The organism is Thalassobacillus sp. CUG 92003, from assembly GCF_013618635.1.
Classification (GTDB): Bacteria; Bacillota; Bacilli; order Bacillales; family Halobacillaceae; genus CUG-92003.
Map to the genome: position 1 here is coordinate 111,354 of NZ_JABLSJ010000005.1, position 17,016 is coordinate 128,369.

The following is a 17,016-nucleotide window of genomic DNA, read 5'->3' on the forward strand; positions in this document are numbered from 1 at the left end:
CCATGAACACAAACGTATTAATAATTGAAGATGATGTTAACATTTCCAATTTGATTAAGTTGTATTTGGAACGAGAAGAGTACGAGGTTTTACAAGCGTATGATGGAGAGGTAGCCAAACGAATTTACTTAGATTACGCCCCATGTTTAATTATACTTGACCTCATGTTGCCATCCTTAAGTGGTGAATCATTTTGTAAATGGGTAAAGCGTGATAACTCAATAGAGGATCCAGCTATCATTATCATTTCTGCCAAAACAAGTATCGAGCAAAAAATTAATGGATTGCGAATTGGCGCGGACGATTATATAACCAAACCTTTCAGCCCAGAAGAAATGGTGACTCATGTGGAAGCTGTTCTACGTCGCACAGGCCATTTTTGTCATAAAATAGCTATGGAAGGTTTAGTGGTTAAACCTCGGAAAGGCGAAGTCATTTTGTATGGGGAACACCTGCAGTTAACTTCCTATGAATTCAACCTGCTCTATGAATTGATGAAACACCCTGACCAAATATTTACACGCGACCAACTCCTTGAACACATTCATCCATACAACGAAAGCGAAATTTTTCCACGAACGATAGATGCACATATAAAAAATTTACGCAGGAAGATAGAAATTGATCCTAGAATACCGAAAAGAATTATTACGGTTCGGGGGATGGGGTATAAATTTGCTGCTCCAAAAAATTAAACAGGCTGTAACGTCTAAGGTATGGCTTAAGTTAACTATTATTAATATTGTCATTCTTACTATATTAGTCATTTGCAGTGGACTTTTAATTTATCAAACTGCTTGCTTTTTAGTGGGCGGTATAAACGATGTTGATCGTTCAAGACAGCTAATATTCAATAGTGATTTATTATATTTCTTTTGGATGTTCAGTGGAGCTGCAATTATCATGGGTAGTTTATTATTTTATAAAGCGACTCGAAAATTGATGGAACCGATAGAGCAGATAAAACAATCCATCAAAGAAATGGAAAATGGTCAATATCCCTACGTCATCCAAAACTTCTCTGAAGATGAAGTCGGCCAACTTGTCACACACTTCAACCACCTCACTCTGAAACTACAGGAAAATGAAGACATGCGATATCGTATGCTAAGTGATATGTCGCATGAGATTCGAACGCCGCTCTCTAATTTAAAGGGGTATTTGGAAGCACTTAATAAAGGGGTTATAACAGGGGATTCAACTCTTTATTCATTGCTGTCTGACGAAGCAGAGCGCATCACAGCATTGTTTAGTCAAATTGATTCAATTAAAGAGTGGGACAATACACGTGAACGCTCTCTTAAACCAAGAAAATACGCTGCGATTGATGAATTAATCATCCATGTGAGCCGATTGTTCACGATGGAATTTCAACAAGCAAATATTCAATTTGAAGTCAAAACAGATCCTGGTAACCTCCTTATTAACCAAGAAGGAATTAAGCAAGTCATTACGAACTTATTGAGCAATGCCCTCCAGTATTATCAAGGGAATGAAATTGTTAAATTAAGGGGGGAAAATAATTCTGACTATTACCTTATTTCTGTTCAGGGGCCAGGTGACTCTATTCCTGAATCGGAACATGAAAAAATCTTTGAACGATTTTATCGTACCGATCCTTCAAGAACTCGCAAAACGGGTGGCTCAGGGTTAGGGCTGGCAATAAGTAAAGATATCGTTGCCCAACATAATGGTACGCTTAAGCTAAAAAGTAATGGGCACATCCACACCTTCATAGTGGCGATACCGCATGAGAGCACACATGAAACGAGGTAAATATAAAGCGGCAGCCAAACCATAATCAAATGGTCCAGCTGCCGTTTTATATGTTATGCTCAGTTTATCGTTTTGTTTTCACGCGCGTTTTGTACTTGCTTTTCGTCCAATTCGGCCTCTATCTTTTCCATTTCTCGTTTATCTTTTAATATTTCTTGTTTGTTTTGCAAAACTAATTCTTCAAAGGATGGTAAAGGTTGTCTCATCATTAGCGCTCCTTTCTACATGTTACAGAAAATATTATAACAAACAAAAATCACAAATAAATCGAAATTGTTTGAACATTTTATAACAATTCATTCACAGGAGGGAGATTCATGGAACATTTAATCAACGCTAACGTAAAAGACCTGCAAATATCAGGCATCAGGCGTTTTTTTAATATGGTAAATGAGTATGAAGATGTCGTATCGCTTACGATTGGACAGCCTGATTTTTCAACACCTGAGCATGTAAAGCAAGCGGGGATAGACGCTATAAGACAAAACCAAACAACTTATACGCATAACGCGGGCATTTTTAGCTTGCGTCAGGCGATCGCTGACCGTGCTCAAGCTAAATTAAATGTGAGCTATCAACCGGAAGAAGTCATAGTAACGGTTGGAGCATCCCAAGCAATTGATGTGACTCTCCGAACGATCATCCAACCTGGGGATGAAATCATTCTACCGGCTCCCGTCTACCCTGGTTATGAGCCTTTGATCAAACTGGCCGGGGGAGTACCAGTCCATGTTGATACGACAGAAAGTCATTTTAAGTTAAACGCTGAAGCGCTCTCTCATGCTATTACGAGCAAAACAAAAGCCATTATCATGCCCTACCCGTCCAATCCGACAGGGGTCACACTCTCGTCAGATGAATTGTCAGAGATCGCTTCTCTATTGAGGAACCAAGAAATATTTCTATTAGCTGATGAAATTTACAGTGAATTGGTTTATGACCAGCCTCATGTTTCGTTAGCTCAATTTCCTGACATGAAGGACAAAGTCATTGTGATTAACGGCGTGTCCAAATCCCATGCTATGACGGGGTGGAGAATCGGTTATTTGCTCGCCCCCCATTGGTTAACCCGCCACATTTTAAAAGTCCACCAATACAACGTTTCCTGTGCTTCATCTATCAGTCAATATGCTGCATTGGAAGCCATCCAAAATGGTGAGGATGATCCGATAAAAATGAGAGAGATATATAAACAGAGGCGTGATTATGTACTAGAAAGGCTGCAAACGATGGGTATCACTTACACGACACCTGGTGGGGCCTTTTACGTCTTCCCTTTTCTACAGGTCTTAGGAAAGACGTCAACTGAGCTAGCCGTGGATCTCGTGGATCAGGCAGGCGTGGCGCTTGTTCCAGGGGACGCCTTTACAGAATACGGCCAAGGGTATATGCGTCTCTCCTATGCCTATGACATGAACACACTCCAACAAGCCCTCGACCGGCTCGAAGCATACATTTAGTTGTACCTTAGTTGTACCTGGTACCGAAAAGAGATTCCCAAAAGAGCCGGTCGTGCCATAATGGCACGCCCGGCTCTTTTGAAACATGCGTTTTTGTACCAGGTACGCCATACGCAATACATAAAAACAAACTGCACGTTTATCACAGCGTGCAGTTTGTTTAGGAGGTCTTATCAGCATATTTATGTAGCTGGTTGTTTTTTCTTTCGCAGTCATATCGATTCAATAAATCATCAAGTTCTTGGCTGATGCGCAATGATTCTGGACTTGTGAATCCTTCGATTAAGGCAACCTCTGTCATTCTATTACGTAAATGTTCTATTTTTATCAATAAATCATCAAGCCTATCGACTCTTGTCACCAGGGTCCCCCCTTAACGGATGCGGTTCTCATTAATTTTACCACACTGTATTTTTCTGTAAACAAAACCTTTTATCTGATTTCACAAAATTCAGTAATTAAATAAGATAGCTTAATGAACAACAAAGTTGATTATCTCAAATTATTGATCTGAAAGTAAACCCTATCGCAAAACAGTTAATTATTCAACAAAAACTCCTATAATTAGACATGAATATGGGTCAATTCTCGTTTAATATTCTACACGTATCGGTTCCAATTTTCACTGCCTATGATAAAATAAGAAAAGAATATTCATCGAACGCGTGAACAGAAAGGGAGAGTTTTAGTGACTGAGAAAGCCAAAAATGAATGGATAGACTGGATCAAGGCGATTGCAATAGCCGTCATTCTTGCTTTTATTTTACGTACGTTCTTTTTCGCAACGTCCATCGTAGAAGGCGCAAGCATGAACCCAACGCTAGAAAATGGTGAAAGAGTTTTGTTTAATAAAATTGTATACTACATTGAGGAGCCTGCAGAAGGAGATATTGTCATTATCGAGCGACCTGTTAAAAGTTACGTGAAACGTATTGTAGGTGAACCTAACGATACCATTGAGATAAATGATCATAAACTCTACATAAATGGTGAGGTCCAGGAACAAAGCTATTTGAATCAACAAGCCATTCAGAATACGAGAGATTTTGGACCCGTAGAGGTTCCTGAAGACAGTTATTTTGTAATGGGAGATAATCGCAGTATCAGTAAAGACAGCCGCAACGGCTTAAGCTTTATTAAAGAAGAAGAGATTATTGGCAAAACTGAAATGATAATTTATCCTTTTTCAGAACTTAGTTTAACCAAATAACACCTACACAGGATTCATCCTTATCACGAAAAAGGCAGCCTAGCGATAGGATCTTCTATCACATGTTGCGTCATCAGTTTCAAACAACAAACGCTTGGAATCAACCAAGCGTTTGTTTAGTTGTTCATACCAATAGGCCATTTAACACGCTTATAAATTGTACACTTATGAAATCTTATCCGGTAGCTGGTGCAGCGTTTCGATTAGATCGTCCAGTTTACCTTCAATACGATGCAGCAGATAAAACGTGACCGCAATCGGAAAACCGACGTCTGTTATGAAAGGCATCCAAGTCTCCATCTCAACCTCCTAAAAGTTTATAAAAAGAGGGCTGCCCTTATTCGGGACAGCCCCTTCTTTTAAATTTCTATATCGGATACGTTGCGTTCAACAATACGAGCGCTTTTTTTCGTTACAAGATCCCCTCCACTTGAATATAGGCAATTCAGTGAGATCACCTGATCCATTACTTGAGCGATTGCAACTGGATCTGCAGGTTCAACAGGGTGCTCCAAGGCTACAGTAACCGTTTTTTCATCTTCGTTCAGAAACTTCAACTCTAATTTCTTCATCATTTTCCCCCTTCACATTTTCGATTACGCGTCTAACAATGATTCAGTATCATTTCTCTCTACACGATGTAAAACTTTCTGTTGGAGCGGTTGCAACGCGATTGCTAAATTGTACAACTGTTCCGGGCTCGCATCTGTTTTCACATTGTTGAATCGTTTTGTACGGTACGTCATATTCCCCTCGCTGTCTAACCCTTCTTGAAAAATCATTTGAAGCTGTGAGTTTACTTTCTCTGCGGTTATTGCCATGGTTACTCACCTCCTTTCACCCTTATCATCGATCGGCGAAAGAAAATGGTGTCATGGCTACTAAATAAAAATGATGATGAACATTCCTATAGGGAACAAATCGTTTCACGAACCGATTTTCACTTGCCTAAATGCGTTGTGAGGTATGCCACATTAGGCCGTTATTTAGAAGACTCAGTTTTGAAATATTGATAAGCGTTCGCGGACTGCGAGCTTTTACGCCACAACAAAAAGAACTTCCCCATTAAGAAGTTCTTTATTCTTGCCCTATCCAGATCACTGAACATATCCAACAAAAAAAGACGGCCCCACGCCGCCTTTTTCTTATCCATGATCAAATATACAATACCCTATTAATGCGATTGAAATGATGACACAAACGATAAACATGACGATTTCCGTCACAAACTCACCCCCTCGACAGTATTATTTTATCAAAAATAACGTAGCTAAAGTAGAAGAATAACGGGTACTTTATGAACTTTCCCCAAAAATATCCCGTTATGCATTGGCACAGCAGCATTCATAAATTGTTCACAGCTTTATGGACGAATTGTGAAAGTCTGAACAAATACGTTCCATTTTTCTTTTTACATGATATCATAAACGTATAAACAAGCATAAGTAAATCAAGTGAAAAATTTTTACTTACGCTTGTGAAATATTGAACAATTGAAAGGTGGTTATTATTATGTTTTTCAATGTACTAAGAAACAACCGTTGGGCAGCTGGCATCCTTACGTTTATCAGAATCTATTTAGGCTACACATGGCTAACGGCCGGAATAGGCAAACTTACCGGCGGATTTGATGCCGGGGGATTTATTCAAGGCGCTATCGGTAAAGCAGAAGGCGCTCATCCCGTCGTGCAAGGATGGTGGGCCGCATTTCTGGAAACCATCGCACTACCTCAGGCGGGTCTTTTCACTTTTCTAGTCATGTGGGGAGAAGTTCTTGTTGGTGCTGCACTCTTGTTAGGCGTTTTAACAAACTTTGCTGCACTGATGGGGTTAACGATGAATTTTGCCTTTCTATTTAGTGGTACGATCAGCACTAACCCAGAAATGGTGATTCTAACCTTCATTATTCTAGCTGCTGGATTTAATGCAGGAACATTCGGTTTAGATCGGTGGGTCAAACCCTACCTTAACCAATTCGATTTAAGGCGAAAAGTAGCAACTCAATAACCTTTCGTAAACAGGGAGGCTTCTGTTGACCCGCCTCCCTGTTTCGATCTCTTTCTCTCATGCTATAATGAGTCATCATACATAAAAGGATGATGTCTCATGGATTGGAGTATGCTCGTCATCATATTTTCAGCTGGCCTGGGTGCTGGCTTTATAAACGTTATGGCAGGAGGTGGTTCCTTACTTACTTTACCCATTCTTATTTTTGCTGGTCTTCCTTCAGCGATGGCAAATGGAACCAATCGAATAGCCATACTCGCTCAAAATATTACCGCTATCCTCTCATTTCGTACGAAAGGTGTGTTTTTTGGGAAATTGGGCTTCCTTTTAGCCATACCAGCCATTTTGGGATCGATTATCGGGTCGAACCTGGCCATATCGATCAATGATGCTCTATTCAATCGGTTACTATCGATTATCATGATTATTGTCCTCATTATCATTGTGGTACAACCTCATAAGAAAATTAAACCCGTCGTCAACCAATTAAATATGTTACATAAATTAGGCTTTGCCTTAGCGTTTTTTCTTGTTGGGATTTACGGCGGTTTTATTCAAGCTGGCATAGGTTTTGTTATTATTGCTGTATTAAGCTTGATTACCTCTTATAACCTGATTGAAATTAACAGCCTGAAAGTTTTGATTGTCGGACTGTATATAGCGTGCTCCCTCTTTGTTTTTATCCTGAACGATCAAATTGCTTGGGGATATGGTGTGGCTTTGGCTCTGGGTATGAGCTTAGGAGCTTACATAGGGAGCATGGCAGCCATTAAAAAAGGTGAAGGGTTAATTAAGGCCGTCATGGTGATTGCCATTATTGGCATGAGTATCAGTTTATGGTTCAGAAGTTAATGATTTCTCCTCGAACGGTCCGGTTTTGTGCTCATAATAATCAGATAATCGGACAAACTTACAGTGAGGAGGGTTAAGTATGGCTGATAAAAAGTCATCTCATCACGTTGGACAACCGCATAAAGTCGAACATGACAGCAATCGTGACAATCCCATGAATCACTGGTCCGAAGAACTAGAGTCCCCTCATTCATTATCCTCAGCAAATTGGAATGATTTATACAACCGTAAATTGGCAGGGCATTCAAAAGTTTCAGGAACACAAAGATTGTCCATGTCTGAAGAACGTACCAGGAGCTATCAATGAAGCCCACCTTATGGGTATTTGACTATACGGGACATTCGCCTGTTGCATAAGTTATGTTGTAAACCCTTCTGGAGGTGAGCTTATGTACGGTTGTGGGAACACGTGTGGTGGCCATAGCGGCTATGGAGGCGGAAAGACGCTCACATTAATCGTTGTGTTGTTTATATTGCTCATAATTGTGGGCGCTGCTTACTACTGCTAATAATAAGACGAGGCACACGGATACAGTGTGCCTCGTCTTATTATTCATCAACCGATTATGATGCGTTCTTTCGGATAATGATAATTATTCGTTTTTTTATCTGTTTTAAATGTGAATAAAAATGTTAGGATACCGATCCTTCCAAGAAACATTAACGCCATGAGTACTATTTTCCCAAACGGCGTCAAGCCTGACGTTATGCCTAAGGATAACCCCACTGTTCCAAAAGCTGAGCAAATCTCAAAGACGATTTCCACCAGATCAAATGGTTCGGTGATGGTTAATGCCACTACCGCGACAAAGCATGTCAGAAAAGCCATCATTGTCACGACGACCGCCTTATTCAAATCTTCATTATGGATCTCACGACGAAATATCCTTATTCGTGTAAATCCTCTGGAAAATGTCAAAATAAAGATAATCACTAATGCGAATGTGGTTGTTCTGATACCGCCCCCTACACTACTGGGACTGGCGCCGATAAACATTAATGAAGACATGAACAGATGAGTTTGTTCAGTAAATTGGCTGACGTCCATCGTTGATAATCCGCCGCTCCGAGTGGTGACAGACTGAAATAACGCATAAAAAAAGATTTCATGCCATGATTTATCAGAAAAGAAATGATTGAATTCTAATATGATAATCACGAAGAAACCTACTACCACCAGAGCGAAGAAAGTAAATGACGTCAGCTTTGCAAACAACGAAAAGCGGATGGTCCTAAGATCCGAATAATTGCTGAATAAAAACTGCTTCACTTCGATTAAGACAGGAAAGCCGATTGCACCCGCTACGATAAGTATGATATTGATAAATTGGACAAAATAATCATCTTTAAATGGAATAAGTGATTGTCCTGTAATATCAAAACCACCATTGGTCATGGCGCTAATTGTTCCGAAAAACCCTTGAAGATAGGCCTCTCCAGGATCAAAGTACTGCAAAAAATAGGTGCCCAGGGTCAGAAACCCTAACAATTCAATCAATAGCACGACAAGCAGAATTTGTTTGATCAATCTGACAACGCCGGAGAAAGTGGATTGATTTTGATCCGTCATAATGAGCCGACGTTCTTTCAGACCAATTTTTTTCCCCAACGCCAGCCATATAACCGTGCCCAGAGTCATGATCCCGATGCCTCCGAGCTGAAGGACGAACGCCAGTATAAAAATCCCAGTTGTACTGAATGTTTCGGCTGTCGGGACAACAGTCAGACCTGTAACACTGACGGCGCTTACCGCTGTAAACAATATATCAATAAACGATAAACTCACTCCAGGTTGATGTGCTATCGGCAGTGAAATCAATATCGAGGCTACGGTCACTGCAAATAAATAAAACATGGCAATCAACTGAAAGGGGGATAGTTCGTTCAACCAATGGAAGTTATTAAATCTGACCCTCATAGCGTTTCTCCTTTGTACAAAAACTTCATGTAAGTATGTTTCTTTTTATTTGTTTCTTGCAACCATTGATGGTGTTATCTATGAGTAGTCACCTAGCATGATGCCGTTTATCTCGTACTTTCTTCACCACGCCGTTTAAATTCATTTAATAAATCTTCACCTTGATAACCTTCATCAAGCAGCAATTTCAGCATTTTTTCAATTTGTTCTCGTCTTCGATCAATAATCGAACCTATAAATAAAACATTAATATTATCACCAATTAGGTTGGTATCTATCGCTTTTACGAGAAATGAAGCAGGTTGATTACTTTGCTTGGTGATTTTCACTTGGATGATAAACTCTTCCTGGTTGTCCACTAAGTCAGAAAAGAAGTCAGCGTACTCCTGATCGAGATAAGCTTCAATCACCCACGTGCCTTGATCGTCCTCACGGTTAATAATCAGGCCATCTATCAGTTTTATCCGCCGTTGCGTGATATCATCATTTTTTTCTTCAACGAGATCTAATGAAACTAACTTGAACGTTTTCACCTTAGTTACACTCCCAGCGTGTATGTATAGATTCATTATAGGGCACCAACGATCATAGAGCAAAAAGAAATCCGTCCTTCTGGATTTCAAGTATAACCTTTATCCATTCACGGGAACATCTCAGCGATAAGTGACCTTCTATAATGACACTCTAAAGATTCTATTAGAATGCTCTTTTTTAACCTCCGATATAGGACATCTCAATTTTCTTTTCATTAAACGGTTTTCCTTCCGCACGTTCTTCAGAATAACGGTCGTTCCTCCCTGTCCAAATCCGGATCAGCTCCGTGATAATCTCTTCGTCACTCTGGTCATGGCGGAGCATTGATTTTATATCGTAACCTTTGGATGCAAATAAACAGGTGAACAGGTTTCCGTCAGCTGATAACCTGACTCGCGTACATGTGCTGCAAAAAGCTTCCGTCACTGAAGAAATAACGCCAATCTCTCCGTCGCCATCTGTATATTGAAACCGATCGGCCACTTCACCATAGTAGCCTTTATCAATAGGCTCTAGCGGCAGCTCCTTATGAATCATGTCGATAATTTCTCGTTTTGCTACCACATTGTCCATGTTCCATCCATTGTGGTTCCCTACATCCATAAATTCTATGAAGCGGAGAATATGGCCGGAGTCCTTAAAGTGTCTTGCCATGGGTAAAATTTGACCTTCATTCATGCCTTTTTTAACGACCATGTTAATTTTTACTTTTAACCCCGCAGCTTCTGCAGCCTCTATTCCTTTTAGTACAGGTTTAGTGGAGACACCTCTCCCATTCGTTTGTTGAAATACTTCATCCTCAATCGCATCCAGACTGATATTTACACGATCCAAGCCAGCTGCTTTCAATTTACTTGCTTGTTTTACGAGGAATACACCGTTTGTAGTCAGCGCAATATCTTCTATGCCCTCTATTTCAAAAAGGCGTCTAATAAGCTGATCCAAATCTTTTCTCAACAAAGGCTCCCCACCTGTAATCCGGATTTTCTCTGTTCCGAATCGTGCAAAAATTTCTGCTAACCGGGCAATTTCGTCGAAGCTCAACAATTCGTCCTGAGATAAAAAAGGATAATCTTCTCCAAATATTTCAGCTGGCATACAATAGGTGCACCTGAAATTACATTGGTCGATAACGGATATGCGCAAGTCTTTCATTGGACGTTCATATTGATCAAGAACGTAATCCATTTTTTTCAGCTCCTTCATCGGATTCCTTACTGATTTAAAGCTAGAGGTTAGTGTCATCTTCCAATAATAAAGCCTCGACCTCATCTCCCTTTTGGTAACCACGTGTGCCACCTGGAAGGATGATCAGACTGTCTGAACGGGCAAGGGAGGTAACGACAGCAGACTTGTCCATTCCCGCAGGATCTACCATGACTTTACCTTTGTGGTACCTCACAGAACTCCTGACAAAGCGTGTAAAGGGATTAGGTTTAGGAAAATCTGCACCCAGTTCGGCCTGGATGCGTCGATGAGAAGACCGGGGTTTTCCTAATTGGTTTTGAATGACAGGAAAAACGAATAATTCAAATCCAACATAACACGCTGACGGATTCCCAGACAATCCAAATAACAACGTCTGGTCTTTAACTGCAGCGGTGGTTACACTTCCTGGTCTCATCGCAATTTTATTGAACAATAAATCGGCTTCAAGCTCAGCGTAAATAGCTGGCATCAAATCAAAATCACCGACAGAGACGCCGCCAGTCGTAATAAGGATGTCCACCTCTTGTATGGCTTGTTTCACTGCCTGAAAACTGGTATCAAAATCATCCACCAATGTTCCGTAATCTTTCACTTCAGCTCCCGATCGTTTAATTTGCGACGCAATCATATAAGCGTTCGAATTACGAATTTTTCCAGGCTGCATCGGCTCATCTACCTCTAACAATTCACTTCCGGTAGCAAATAGACCTATGATCGGCTTTTGAATAACGTTGACTTCCGCATATCCGAACGTAGCTAACAACGCTTTGACGCCTGGATTGATCATTGTTCCCTTTTCAACAAGCCTTTCCCCTTCAGCTGTTTCTGATCCCTTCACCATAATGTTGTGCCCTTCATCCATCTTTCGCTTAATGCGCATTGTGGAACCATCCTGCCCTAACACGTGACAGATTTCAAACATCGCCACACAATCAGCACCTTCAGGGATTTCAGCCCCGGTCATGATTCTGACAGCCTCTCCCTCATAAACAGGCCGTGATGCTCGTGAACCCGCTCCAACTTGTTCAATCACGTTAAACACTGCAGGATTATCTGAGGTGGCCCCTGCCGTATCTATGGAACGAAACGCAAATCCGTCATAAGGTGATTTATCAAAAGGTGGAATGGGATGGGATGCCACTATATCTTCTTTCAGTACTCTTTGATCTGCTTCTTGTAAATAAACAGTTTCCCCACGGCCGGGGCGGCTGTAAGCCATCACTTGTGCCAAGGCATCTTCAACTTGTATCGGTTTACGATCGAATGTCATGCGGAACCTCCTGTATCGTATCTACAACATACTTCTATTGTAAAGAAACATCATCCAAGGGTCTAACATTATCCTCGTGCGCGTCCCTCCCTGTTTCCCCATAAATATTACGGGGTATGGTCATACTAGATACCAGAAGGAGGCGTACGTTTATGAACACTACATATGACGTTATTGTCATTGGCGCTGGAGTCGCCGGAGGCTCAATTGCGACGAAAGCCCAACAAGAAGGCAAAGAGGTTGCCGTAATCGAACAATCTATGTTTGGGGGCACGTGCCCAAATAAAGGATGTATTCCTAAAAAAGTTATGACGGGCCTTGTGCAGACCTATGCTGAGTCAAGGCAATTAACGGGCGTAGGAATTAAAGGAGAATTATCTTTGAACTGGCACGATCTTCTCGCCTATAAGGATGAATTCACAGAACCTGTGCCGGATGCAACAGAGGAAAGCTTACGGGCCAAAGGAATTGTCACCTATAAAGGTAAGGCAAGCTTCCTCGATCCTCATACAGTTAAAGTGGGAGAAGAGAATCTTACCGCTACACACATCGTCATTGCGACTGGTGCCAAACCCACACCTCTTCCCATCGACGGAGCAGACCACATGATCACAAGTGACGAGTTTTTAGATCTTAAAGAACTTCCCGAGCGTATCGTATTTATAGGAGGCGGGTATATCTCCTTTGAATTTGCTCATATATGTGCCCGCTTGAACAAAGATGTCGTCATGATTCATCGAGGTCGTCATGTACTAGAAAACTTTGATCATGAAATGACCAACAAATTAGTCGAGCTTTCTAAGGACATTGGCATTGATATTCACACAGGAACTGAAGCTACGTCGATTACGAAGCTTGACAATGGCTCTTATAAAATAGATGTCACCAAGTTTGACCATGAACACACCCTCAAAGCAGATATGATTGTTCATGGTGCCGGTCGCCAGGCAAATATTACAGGGCTGGAACTCAATAACGCAGGGATTGAAGCAAGTGAGAAAGGCATCATAGTGAACCATAATATGCAATCTACCTCTCAGCCTCACATTTATGCTGCTGGTGACGTAGCGGATACACTTGATGCCCCTTTAACACCTAATGCTAATAAGAACGCTGAGCAGGTCATTCGACACATGTTTGAAGAAAAAGGACTCGAAACCACGCGCCCAACTCCTTCAATTGTTTATACGCATCCTAAACTTGCAGCGGTCGGTTTGACCCAGCAGGAAGCTCAAGAGAAGAAAATTCCTTACGAAGAGCAATCCAAAAACATTGAGGATTACTTTACGTATTCCAGAAAAAAAGATATCGGCGCTTACGCCAAAATTTTAACGAATCCTCATACAGATGAAATACTTGGTGCACATGTGTTAACGAGTGAAGCTGATCATTTGATCAACATCTTCACACTCGCCATCCAAAAAAATCTCACCAAACATGATCTTGAACATGTGTTATGGGGCTTCCCCACTGCTGAAAGTGATATCCCCAGTTTGTTCTAAGAGATTACTTTGAAGATAATAAAAGGCTGATGGCTGCCTGCTCAAAATTACTCTGAGACGGCAGTATCAGCCTTTTTATATTATTTTACATATAAATTATAAGTTGAGGTGTTTCATTTTATGCGTATTCATCATGTGATGAATGCGTCTGGCTTTTTGATTAGCTCTCATCCGTTCTGATAAAGAGCGTTTTTCAATAGAAATTGTAAATATTAAAAAACTCAATTTCATGACTTTATTCCTCCTTCACTTAAAGGATGTTTCGCTAAGCACTATCTTTCTCCACATTTAACCAATCCATAAATACATTCTGTTTGACTGAATTCATCTTGACCTCATCCTTTCTTTTAAAATTAGATTTGGGATAAATGCTTAAGCTTACGATCCAACCATTGATCTTGTGCTGTGGCATGCGAGCCTGGATACCAGGGCTGCCTGCCGTGATTACGCTTCGAGATACGAACTGTAAACATAAAAAATGTCAGTGTCATCACTCATCCTCCCCTTCCTCTATCATCATATATTTATTAATAAAAAAGGTTGCTTAAAACCCTTTTATTAAACATAAAAAGCCACAGGATCCCACCTGTGGCTTCAAACGACCATAACCACCCGCAGCAAAATAAGACGATAACGGATGATCATAGAAAAAATGCCATAAAAAAGCCACAAATCTACAATATGTTCGATCTGCGGCCATTATGATAAATTTATTTTAAATAGGTTAAATGAGATTATAAAACAAATTCAGCGCAGGTCGAACCATGCTTGCTATTCAATTGATCTGTCATTACAAATAGTGTTTTCATTAGTGTCGACCTCGCTTTCTGAGAAAATTTTCTTACACAGGAAATTATATAGCGATTTCGGCATAAAGTAAAGCCTTTTTTTCATCCTAGCTGGATAATTTTCGGGAGTCCGGATCATTATCCAAGTGCTCCTCAATTTTATCGTCTAATTTTTTCAAAATTTTAACCGCTTCTTGTTTATCCATCTGCTTATAGTGATGAAAACCTAAAGGCTGCTCATCCTTAACATCTGCCTCATATATGACTGCCTGAAGTGGAGTGCGGATAGCGGTCAAATCAAAAGGAAGGTAACTATCCGTATGCAGGAGAACAGCGACTGATACTTCCTTAGCCACAAGACGATCTTCCCCTAATCGAATCAACAGTTTATGAGCACGCTCTGCTCCTTTTATAGCATGGATATCATGTTTCCTGTATTCTTCATAATCCCATTTCCCATCCCGATACCACTCATAGTGTCCCATATCATGTAACAATGCAGCTTTTGCAGCTAAATCAACGTTCACACTATAGTCTTGGGCAAATGAAAACGCATAGCTAGTAACGGACACTGCATGATTGATGCCGGAACGCTGTAAATATTTTTGTGTAATGCGATGCTTGAATATATCGACTAAAGTGATACGAGACAACGTCCCCACCTCCAAATATTTAAACGTTAATATAGCATGAGAATGAGTTGCAAGCAAGGACGCTTAGCTTTCACGTGTCAACACTATCATGCGAATGACTTATGCTATAGGATGCACCATTAAAAAAAATGTAGAACAAATCAGATTTATGTGTCTTCCTGTTTAATTATCTCGTAGCAAGGGTACTATTTTACCAAGATAATTAAAGATAGAATACGGGGGTGATTAGAATGAATCAACTGGCAAGCTATCACATTCACCTAAACCAATCGTTTACGACCAACGAAGTGATGAGCATTCATAATATGATCCAGCACTTTAATATCGACATGTATTTACACCAGGAAGATTTAATTGCAGATGCTAAGAACTTGCCCAAGCTATTATCATTCTTTTTATATGCAGACGTGAGTAAGCCGCTGCTTCTCATTATGGATGGTGAAAATGCAGAGCAAGGGTACCAGCAACTGACTGAACGATGGTCTGCATTCATTGAAGCTTCATCTCAGCGTGCTGCTTATTCACAATCGTTGATGAGAACAAATAATACAGTATTTGTATAATGGTATCTTAACGATCAGGAGGTTATAATTATGGTTGACGATCGAGAAGTGGAAGTAGAACGTAAAGAAAAGAAACAGGATTCCAGCAAAGTTGCCGTAGCTGCTATTAAATATATTACCTATCTCATTATTTTCTTTGGGATTCTTTGGTTCGTTATTAATTATATCCTATAACTTTTAAGCTATAATGTGTACCTTATAATTCGAATATAAAAATCCCGCCTTTTTTTAAAGGGCGGGTTTTTTATGGTGCTTTCTGATGAAATTCATAGCTCATCCGCAGAGTGACACTCTTGTTAATGAGAAAGAAGCAAACCACCAAATTTGTATGTGTAAAAGGATGATCTCTTTTTTTGATGCAATGCTCATCTTTATTGCCCAAAAGCTTTGATTTCACTTGGGTATTAAGTGTTTATAAGCTTTTCGTAAATCACTCAACGATTTTAATCGCTCTAATGATACTTCCTTTAGCTCTAGCCCAACTCCCATCACCATCGATTCTAGTACAGCAATGGGAGCGACCATCGTATGGAATTCCCACATTTCCCCGCGGTGAGTGTACAAAAAATAGTCCACGTACGCATACATATTCGAAACCAATTGATCTGTGATTAAAATAATTTTCACTCCCAAAGAATTAGCATGTTCAAATAATGCTTGTGTTTCTAAAAGCATGTCAACAAATTGAAAAACGATCAAGGTAGAAGAAGAAGACATGTGTAACATCGATTCATAAATTTCAAATCCACTCTTAGCAATCAATTCAATGCGAATACCGAAACGCTTCAGACGATATTCCAACAAATTGCCAAGTCCTTCAGAAGATGCCGGAGCATAAATATATACGTCTGAAGCGTTACATATAGATTCAATAGATTTTTGCAAATGCTCTTTGTTTAGATGGTTGCCTGTCTGGACCAGATTCTTAAAGTGATGTTCAATCAGTCGATTTAAGATTTGGTTTTCATCCATCTGCTCAGCGAAGTTCTTAAACTTATTCTCCGGCGTCACTGCAATCCGGCTCTTCATCTCATGCTTGAAAACTTTAAAATTACTGTAGCCAATTAATGGCCAAAACCTTGAGACGGTTGGGACGCTCACGCCAGATTGATCAGCTATTTCCTTTTCCGTGTGATAAACGATAGAAGCTCCTTGCTTTTCAACCACATTGGCGATTTTTCTCTGCTTGGGAGTAAAATGAATTCCTTCCAATGAAAATAATGACTCCATACACATCCCTCCTATCAGAAGTATAATTCGGTTTCTTTTAAATT

General features: G+C 40.3%; 24 protein-coding genes. 11 read left to right on the top strand and 13 right to left on the bottom strand.

From position 1 onward, the window contains the following. The first annotated feature begins 2 nt into the window (after positions 1-2). On the top strand, positions 3-695 hold the full coding sequence (locus tag HOP45_RS09335; RefSeq protein ID WP_181349011.1) for a response regulator transcription factor: 693 nt from the start codon (positions 3-5) through the stop codon (positions 693-695). Continuing rightward, on the top strand, positions 676-1,776 hold the full coding sequence (locus tag HOP45_RS09340; protein WP_181349012.1) for a sensor histidine kinase: 1,101 nt from the start codon (positions 676-678) through the stop codon (positions 1,774-1,776). Before HOP45_RS09335 ends, HOP45_RS09340 begins: the two co-directional genes overlap by 20 nt. 59 nt (positions 1,777-1,835) lie before the next feature. Here the strand turns inward: HOP45_RS09340 and HOP45_RS09345 are convergent, their stop codons facing one another. After that, positions 1,836-1,982: an FbpB family small basic protein gene (locus tag HOP45_RS09345; protein WP_181349013.1), complete on the bottom strand. Its 147-nt coding sequence runs from the start codon at positions 1,980-1,982 to the stop codon at positions 1,836-1,838. A gap of 111 nt (positions 1,983-2,093) precedes the next feature. Between HOP45_RS09345 and HOP45_RS09350 the strand changes: the two genes are divergently transcribed. Further along, on the top strand, positions 2,094-3,236 hold the full coding sequence (locus HOP45_RS09350) for an aminotransferase A (RefSeq protein ID WP_181349014.1): 1,143 nt from the start codon (positions 2,094-2,096) through the stop codon (positions 3,234-3,236). Between the two features lie 160 nt (positions 3,237-3,396). Here HOP45_RS09350 and HOP45_RS09355 read toward each other — a convergent pair whose 3' ends face one another. Beyond that, the gene (locus HOP45_RS09355; RefSeq protein WP_181349015.1) at positions 3,397-3,597 is read right to left on the bottom strand and encodes a Spo0E family sporulation regulatory protein-aspartic acid phosphatase; all 201 of its coding nucleotides are present in this window, start codon (positions 3,595-3,597) and stop codon (positions 3,397-3,399) included. A 327-nt stretch (positions 3,598-3,924) separates the two neighbouring features. On the opposite strand from HOP45_RS09355, the gene lepB reads away from it, so the two are divergent. Next, a complete protein-coding gene (lepB, locus tag HOP45_RS09360) occupies positions 3,925-4,446 on the top strand; it encodes a signal peptidase I (protein WP_181349016.1) in 522 nt (173 codons plus the stop codon). Positions 4,447-4,611: 165 nt separating this feature from the next. Here the strand turns inward: lepB and HOP45_RS09365 are convergent, their stop codons facing one another. Genes HOP45_RS09365 through HOP45_RS09375 form a run of 3 tightly spaced genes read right to left on the bottom strand, consistent with a single transcriptional unit; the run spans position 4,612 to position 5,267 of the window. Beyond that, positions 4,612-4,746, bottom strand: coding sequence for a YvrJ family protein (locus HOP45_RS09365; RefSeq protein ID WP_181349017.1), 135 nt, complete (start codon positions 4,744-4,746; stop codon positions 4,612-4,614). Between the two features lie 59 nt (positions 4,747-4,805). Beyond that, positions 4,806-5,018: a DUF2922 domain-containing protein gene (locus HOP45_RS09370; RefSeq protein ID WP_181349018.1), complete on the bottom strand. Its 213-nt coding sequence runs from the start codon at positions 5,016-5,018 to the stop codon at positions 4,806-4,808. A gap of 24 nt (positions 5,019-5,042) precedes the next feature. Then, complete coding sequence (locus tag HOP45_RS09375; protein ID WP_181349019.1) at positions 5,043-5,267, bottom strand: DUF1659 domain-containing protein; 225 nt, start codon at positions 5,265-5,267, stop codon at positions 5,043-5,045. Between the two features lie 691 nt (positions 5,268-5,958). Here HOP45_RS09375 and HOP45_RS09380 point away from each other — a divergent pair. From HOP45_RS09380 to HOP45_RS09395, 4 genes are all read left to right on the top strand, one after another. Beyond that, positions 5,959-6,453 carry a DoxX family protein gene (locus HOP45_RS09380; protein ID WP_181349020.1) on the top strand — a complete coding sequence of 165 codons (495 nt, stop codon included), beginning with the start codon at positions 5,959-5,961 and terminating at the stop codon, positions 6,451-6,453. A gap of 99 nt (positions 6,454-6,552) precedes the next feature. Further along, complete coding sequence (locus HOP45_RS09385) at positions 6,553-7,305, top strand: sulfite exporter TauE/SafE family protein (protein ID WP_219914568.1); 753 nt, start codon at positions 6,553-6,555, stop codon at positions 7,303-7,305. A gap of 79 nt (positions 7,306-7,384) precedes the next feature. Then, on the top strand, positions 7,385-7,612 hold the full coding sequence (locus tag HOP45_RS09390) for a hypothetical protein (RefSeq protein ID WP_181349021.1): 228 nt from the start codon (positions 7,385-7,387) through the stop codon (positions 7,610-7,612). Between the two features lie 82 nt (positions 7,613-7,694). Then, positions 7,695-7,814, top strand: coding sequence for a YjcZ family sporulation protein (locus HOP45_RS09395; protein WP_181349022.1), 120 nt, complete (start codon positions 7,695-7,697; stop codon positions 7,812-7,814). Positions 7,815-7,861: 47 nt separating this feature from the next. Here the strand turns inward: HOP45_RS09395 and HOP45_RS09400 are convergent, their stop codons facing one another. The 4 genes from HOP45_RS09400 to HOP45_RS09415 form a co-directional block, all read right to left on the bottom strand. After that, positions 7,862-9,223 (bottom strand): TrkH family potassium uptake protein, encoded by a 1,362-nt coding sequence (locus tag HOP45_RS09400; protein WP_181349023.1) that lies wholly within the window; start codon positions 9,221-9,223, stop codon positions 7,862-7,864. Positions 9,224-9,330: 107 nt separating this feature from the next. After that, on the bottom strand, positions 9,331-9,756 hold the full coding sequence (locus HOP45_RS09405) for a YwpF-like family protein (protein WP_181349024.1): 426 nt from the start codon (positions 9,754-9,756) through the stop codon (positions 9,331-9,333). 178 nt (positions 9,757-9,934) lie between these two features. Continuing rightward, positions 9,935-10,945 (bottom strand): GTP 3',8-cyclase MoaA, encoded by a 1,011-nt coding sequence (gene moaA, locus HOP45_RS09410; RefSeq protein ID WP_255437568.1) that lies wholly within the window; start codon positions 10,943-10,945, stop codon positions 9,935-9,937. A gap of 40 nt (positions 10,946-10,985) precedes the next feature. Continuing rightward, positions 10,986-12,236: a molybdopterin molybdotransferase MoeA gene (locus tag HOP45_RS09415; RefSeq protein WP_181349026.1), complete on the bottom strand. Its 1,251-nt coding sequence runs from the start codon at positions 12,234-12,236 to the stop codon at positions 10,986-10,988. Between the two features lie 152 nt (positions 12,237-12,388). Here HOP45_RS09415 and HOP45_RS09420 point away from each other — a divergent pair, with 152 nt between their 5' ends. Next, positions 12,389-13,738 (top strand): dihydrolipoyl dehydrogenase family protein, encoded by a 1,350-nt coding sequence (locus HOP45_RS09420; RefSeq protein WP_181349027.1) that lies wholly within the window; start codon positions 12,389-12,391, stop codon positions 13,736-13,738. Positions 13,739-13,834: 96 nt separating this feature from the next. Here HOP45_RS09420 and HOP45_RS21010 read toward each other — a convergent pair whose 3' ends face one another. The 3 genes from HOP45_RS21010 to HOP45_RS09435 form a co-directional block, all read right to left on the bottom strand. Beyond that, on the bottom strand, positions 13,835-13,969 hold the full coding sequence (locus HOP45_RS21010) for a YrzI family small protein (RefSeq protein ID WP_181349028.1): 135 nt from the start codon (positions 13,967-13,969) through the stop codon (positions 13,835-13,837). 122 nt (positions 13,970-14,091) lie between these two features. Next, the gene (locus tag HOP45_RS09430; RefSeq protein WP_181349029.1) at positions 14,092-14,229 is read right to left on the bottom strand and encodes a hypothetical protein; all 138 of its coding nucleotides are present in this window, start codon (positions 14,227-14,229) and stop codon (positions 14,092-14,094) included. A 404-nt stretch (positions 14,230-14,633) separates the two neighbouring features. Continuing rightward, positions 14,634-15,179 carry an HD domain-containing protein gene (locus HOP45_RS09435; RefSeq protein WP_181349030.1) on the bottom strand — a complete coding sequence of 182 codons (546 nt, stop codon included), beginning with the start codon at positions 15,177-15,179 and terminating at the stop codon, positions 14,634-14,636. Positions 15,180-15,409: 230 nt separating this feature from the next. Between HOP45_RS09435 and HOP45_RS09440 the strand changes: the two genes are divergently transcribed. Further along, positions 15,410-15,742: a hypothetical protein gene (locus tag HOP45_RS09440; RefSeq protein ID WP_181349031.1), complete on the top strand. Its 333-nt coding sequence runs from the start codon at positions 15,410-15,412 to the stop codon at positions 15,740-15,742. Positions 15,743-15,772: 30 nt separating this feature from the next. Next, a complete protein-coding gene (locus tag HOP45_RS09445) occupies positions 15,773-15,916 on the top strand; it encodes a hypothetical protein (RefSeq protein WP_181349032.1) in 144 nt (47 codons plus the stop codon). Positions 15,917-16,135: 219 nt separating this feature from the next. Here the strand turns inward: HOP45_RS09445 and HOP45_RS09450 are convergent, their stop codons facing one another. Beyond that, entirely contained in the window at positions 16,136-16,972 is an 837-nt protein-coding gene (locus HOP45_RS09450; RefSeq protein ID WP_181349033.1) for a MurR/RpiR family transcriptional regulator, read from the bottom strand. Positions 16,973-17,016 lie beyond the last annotated feature (44 nt).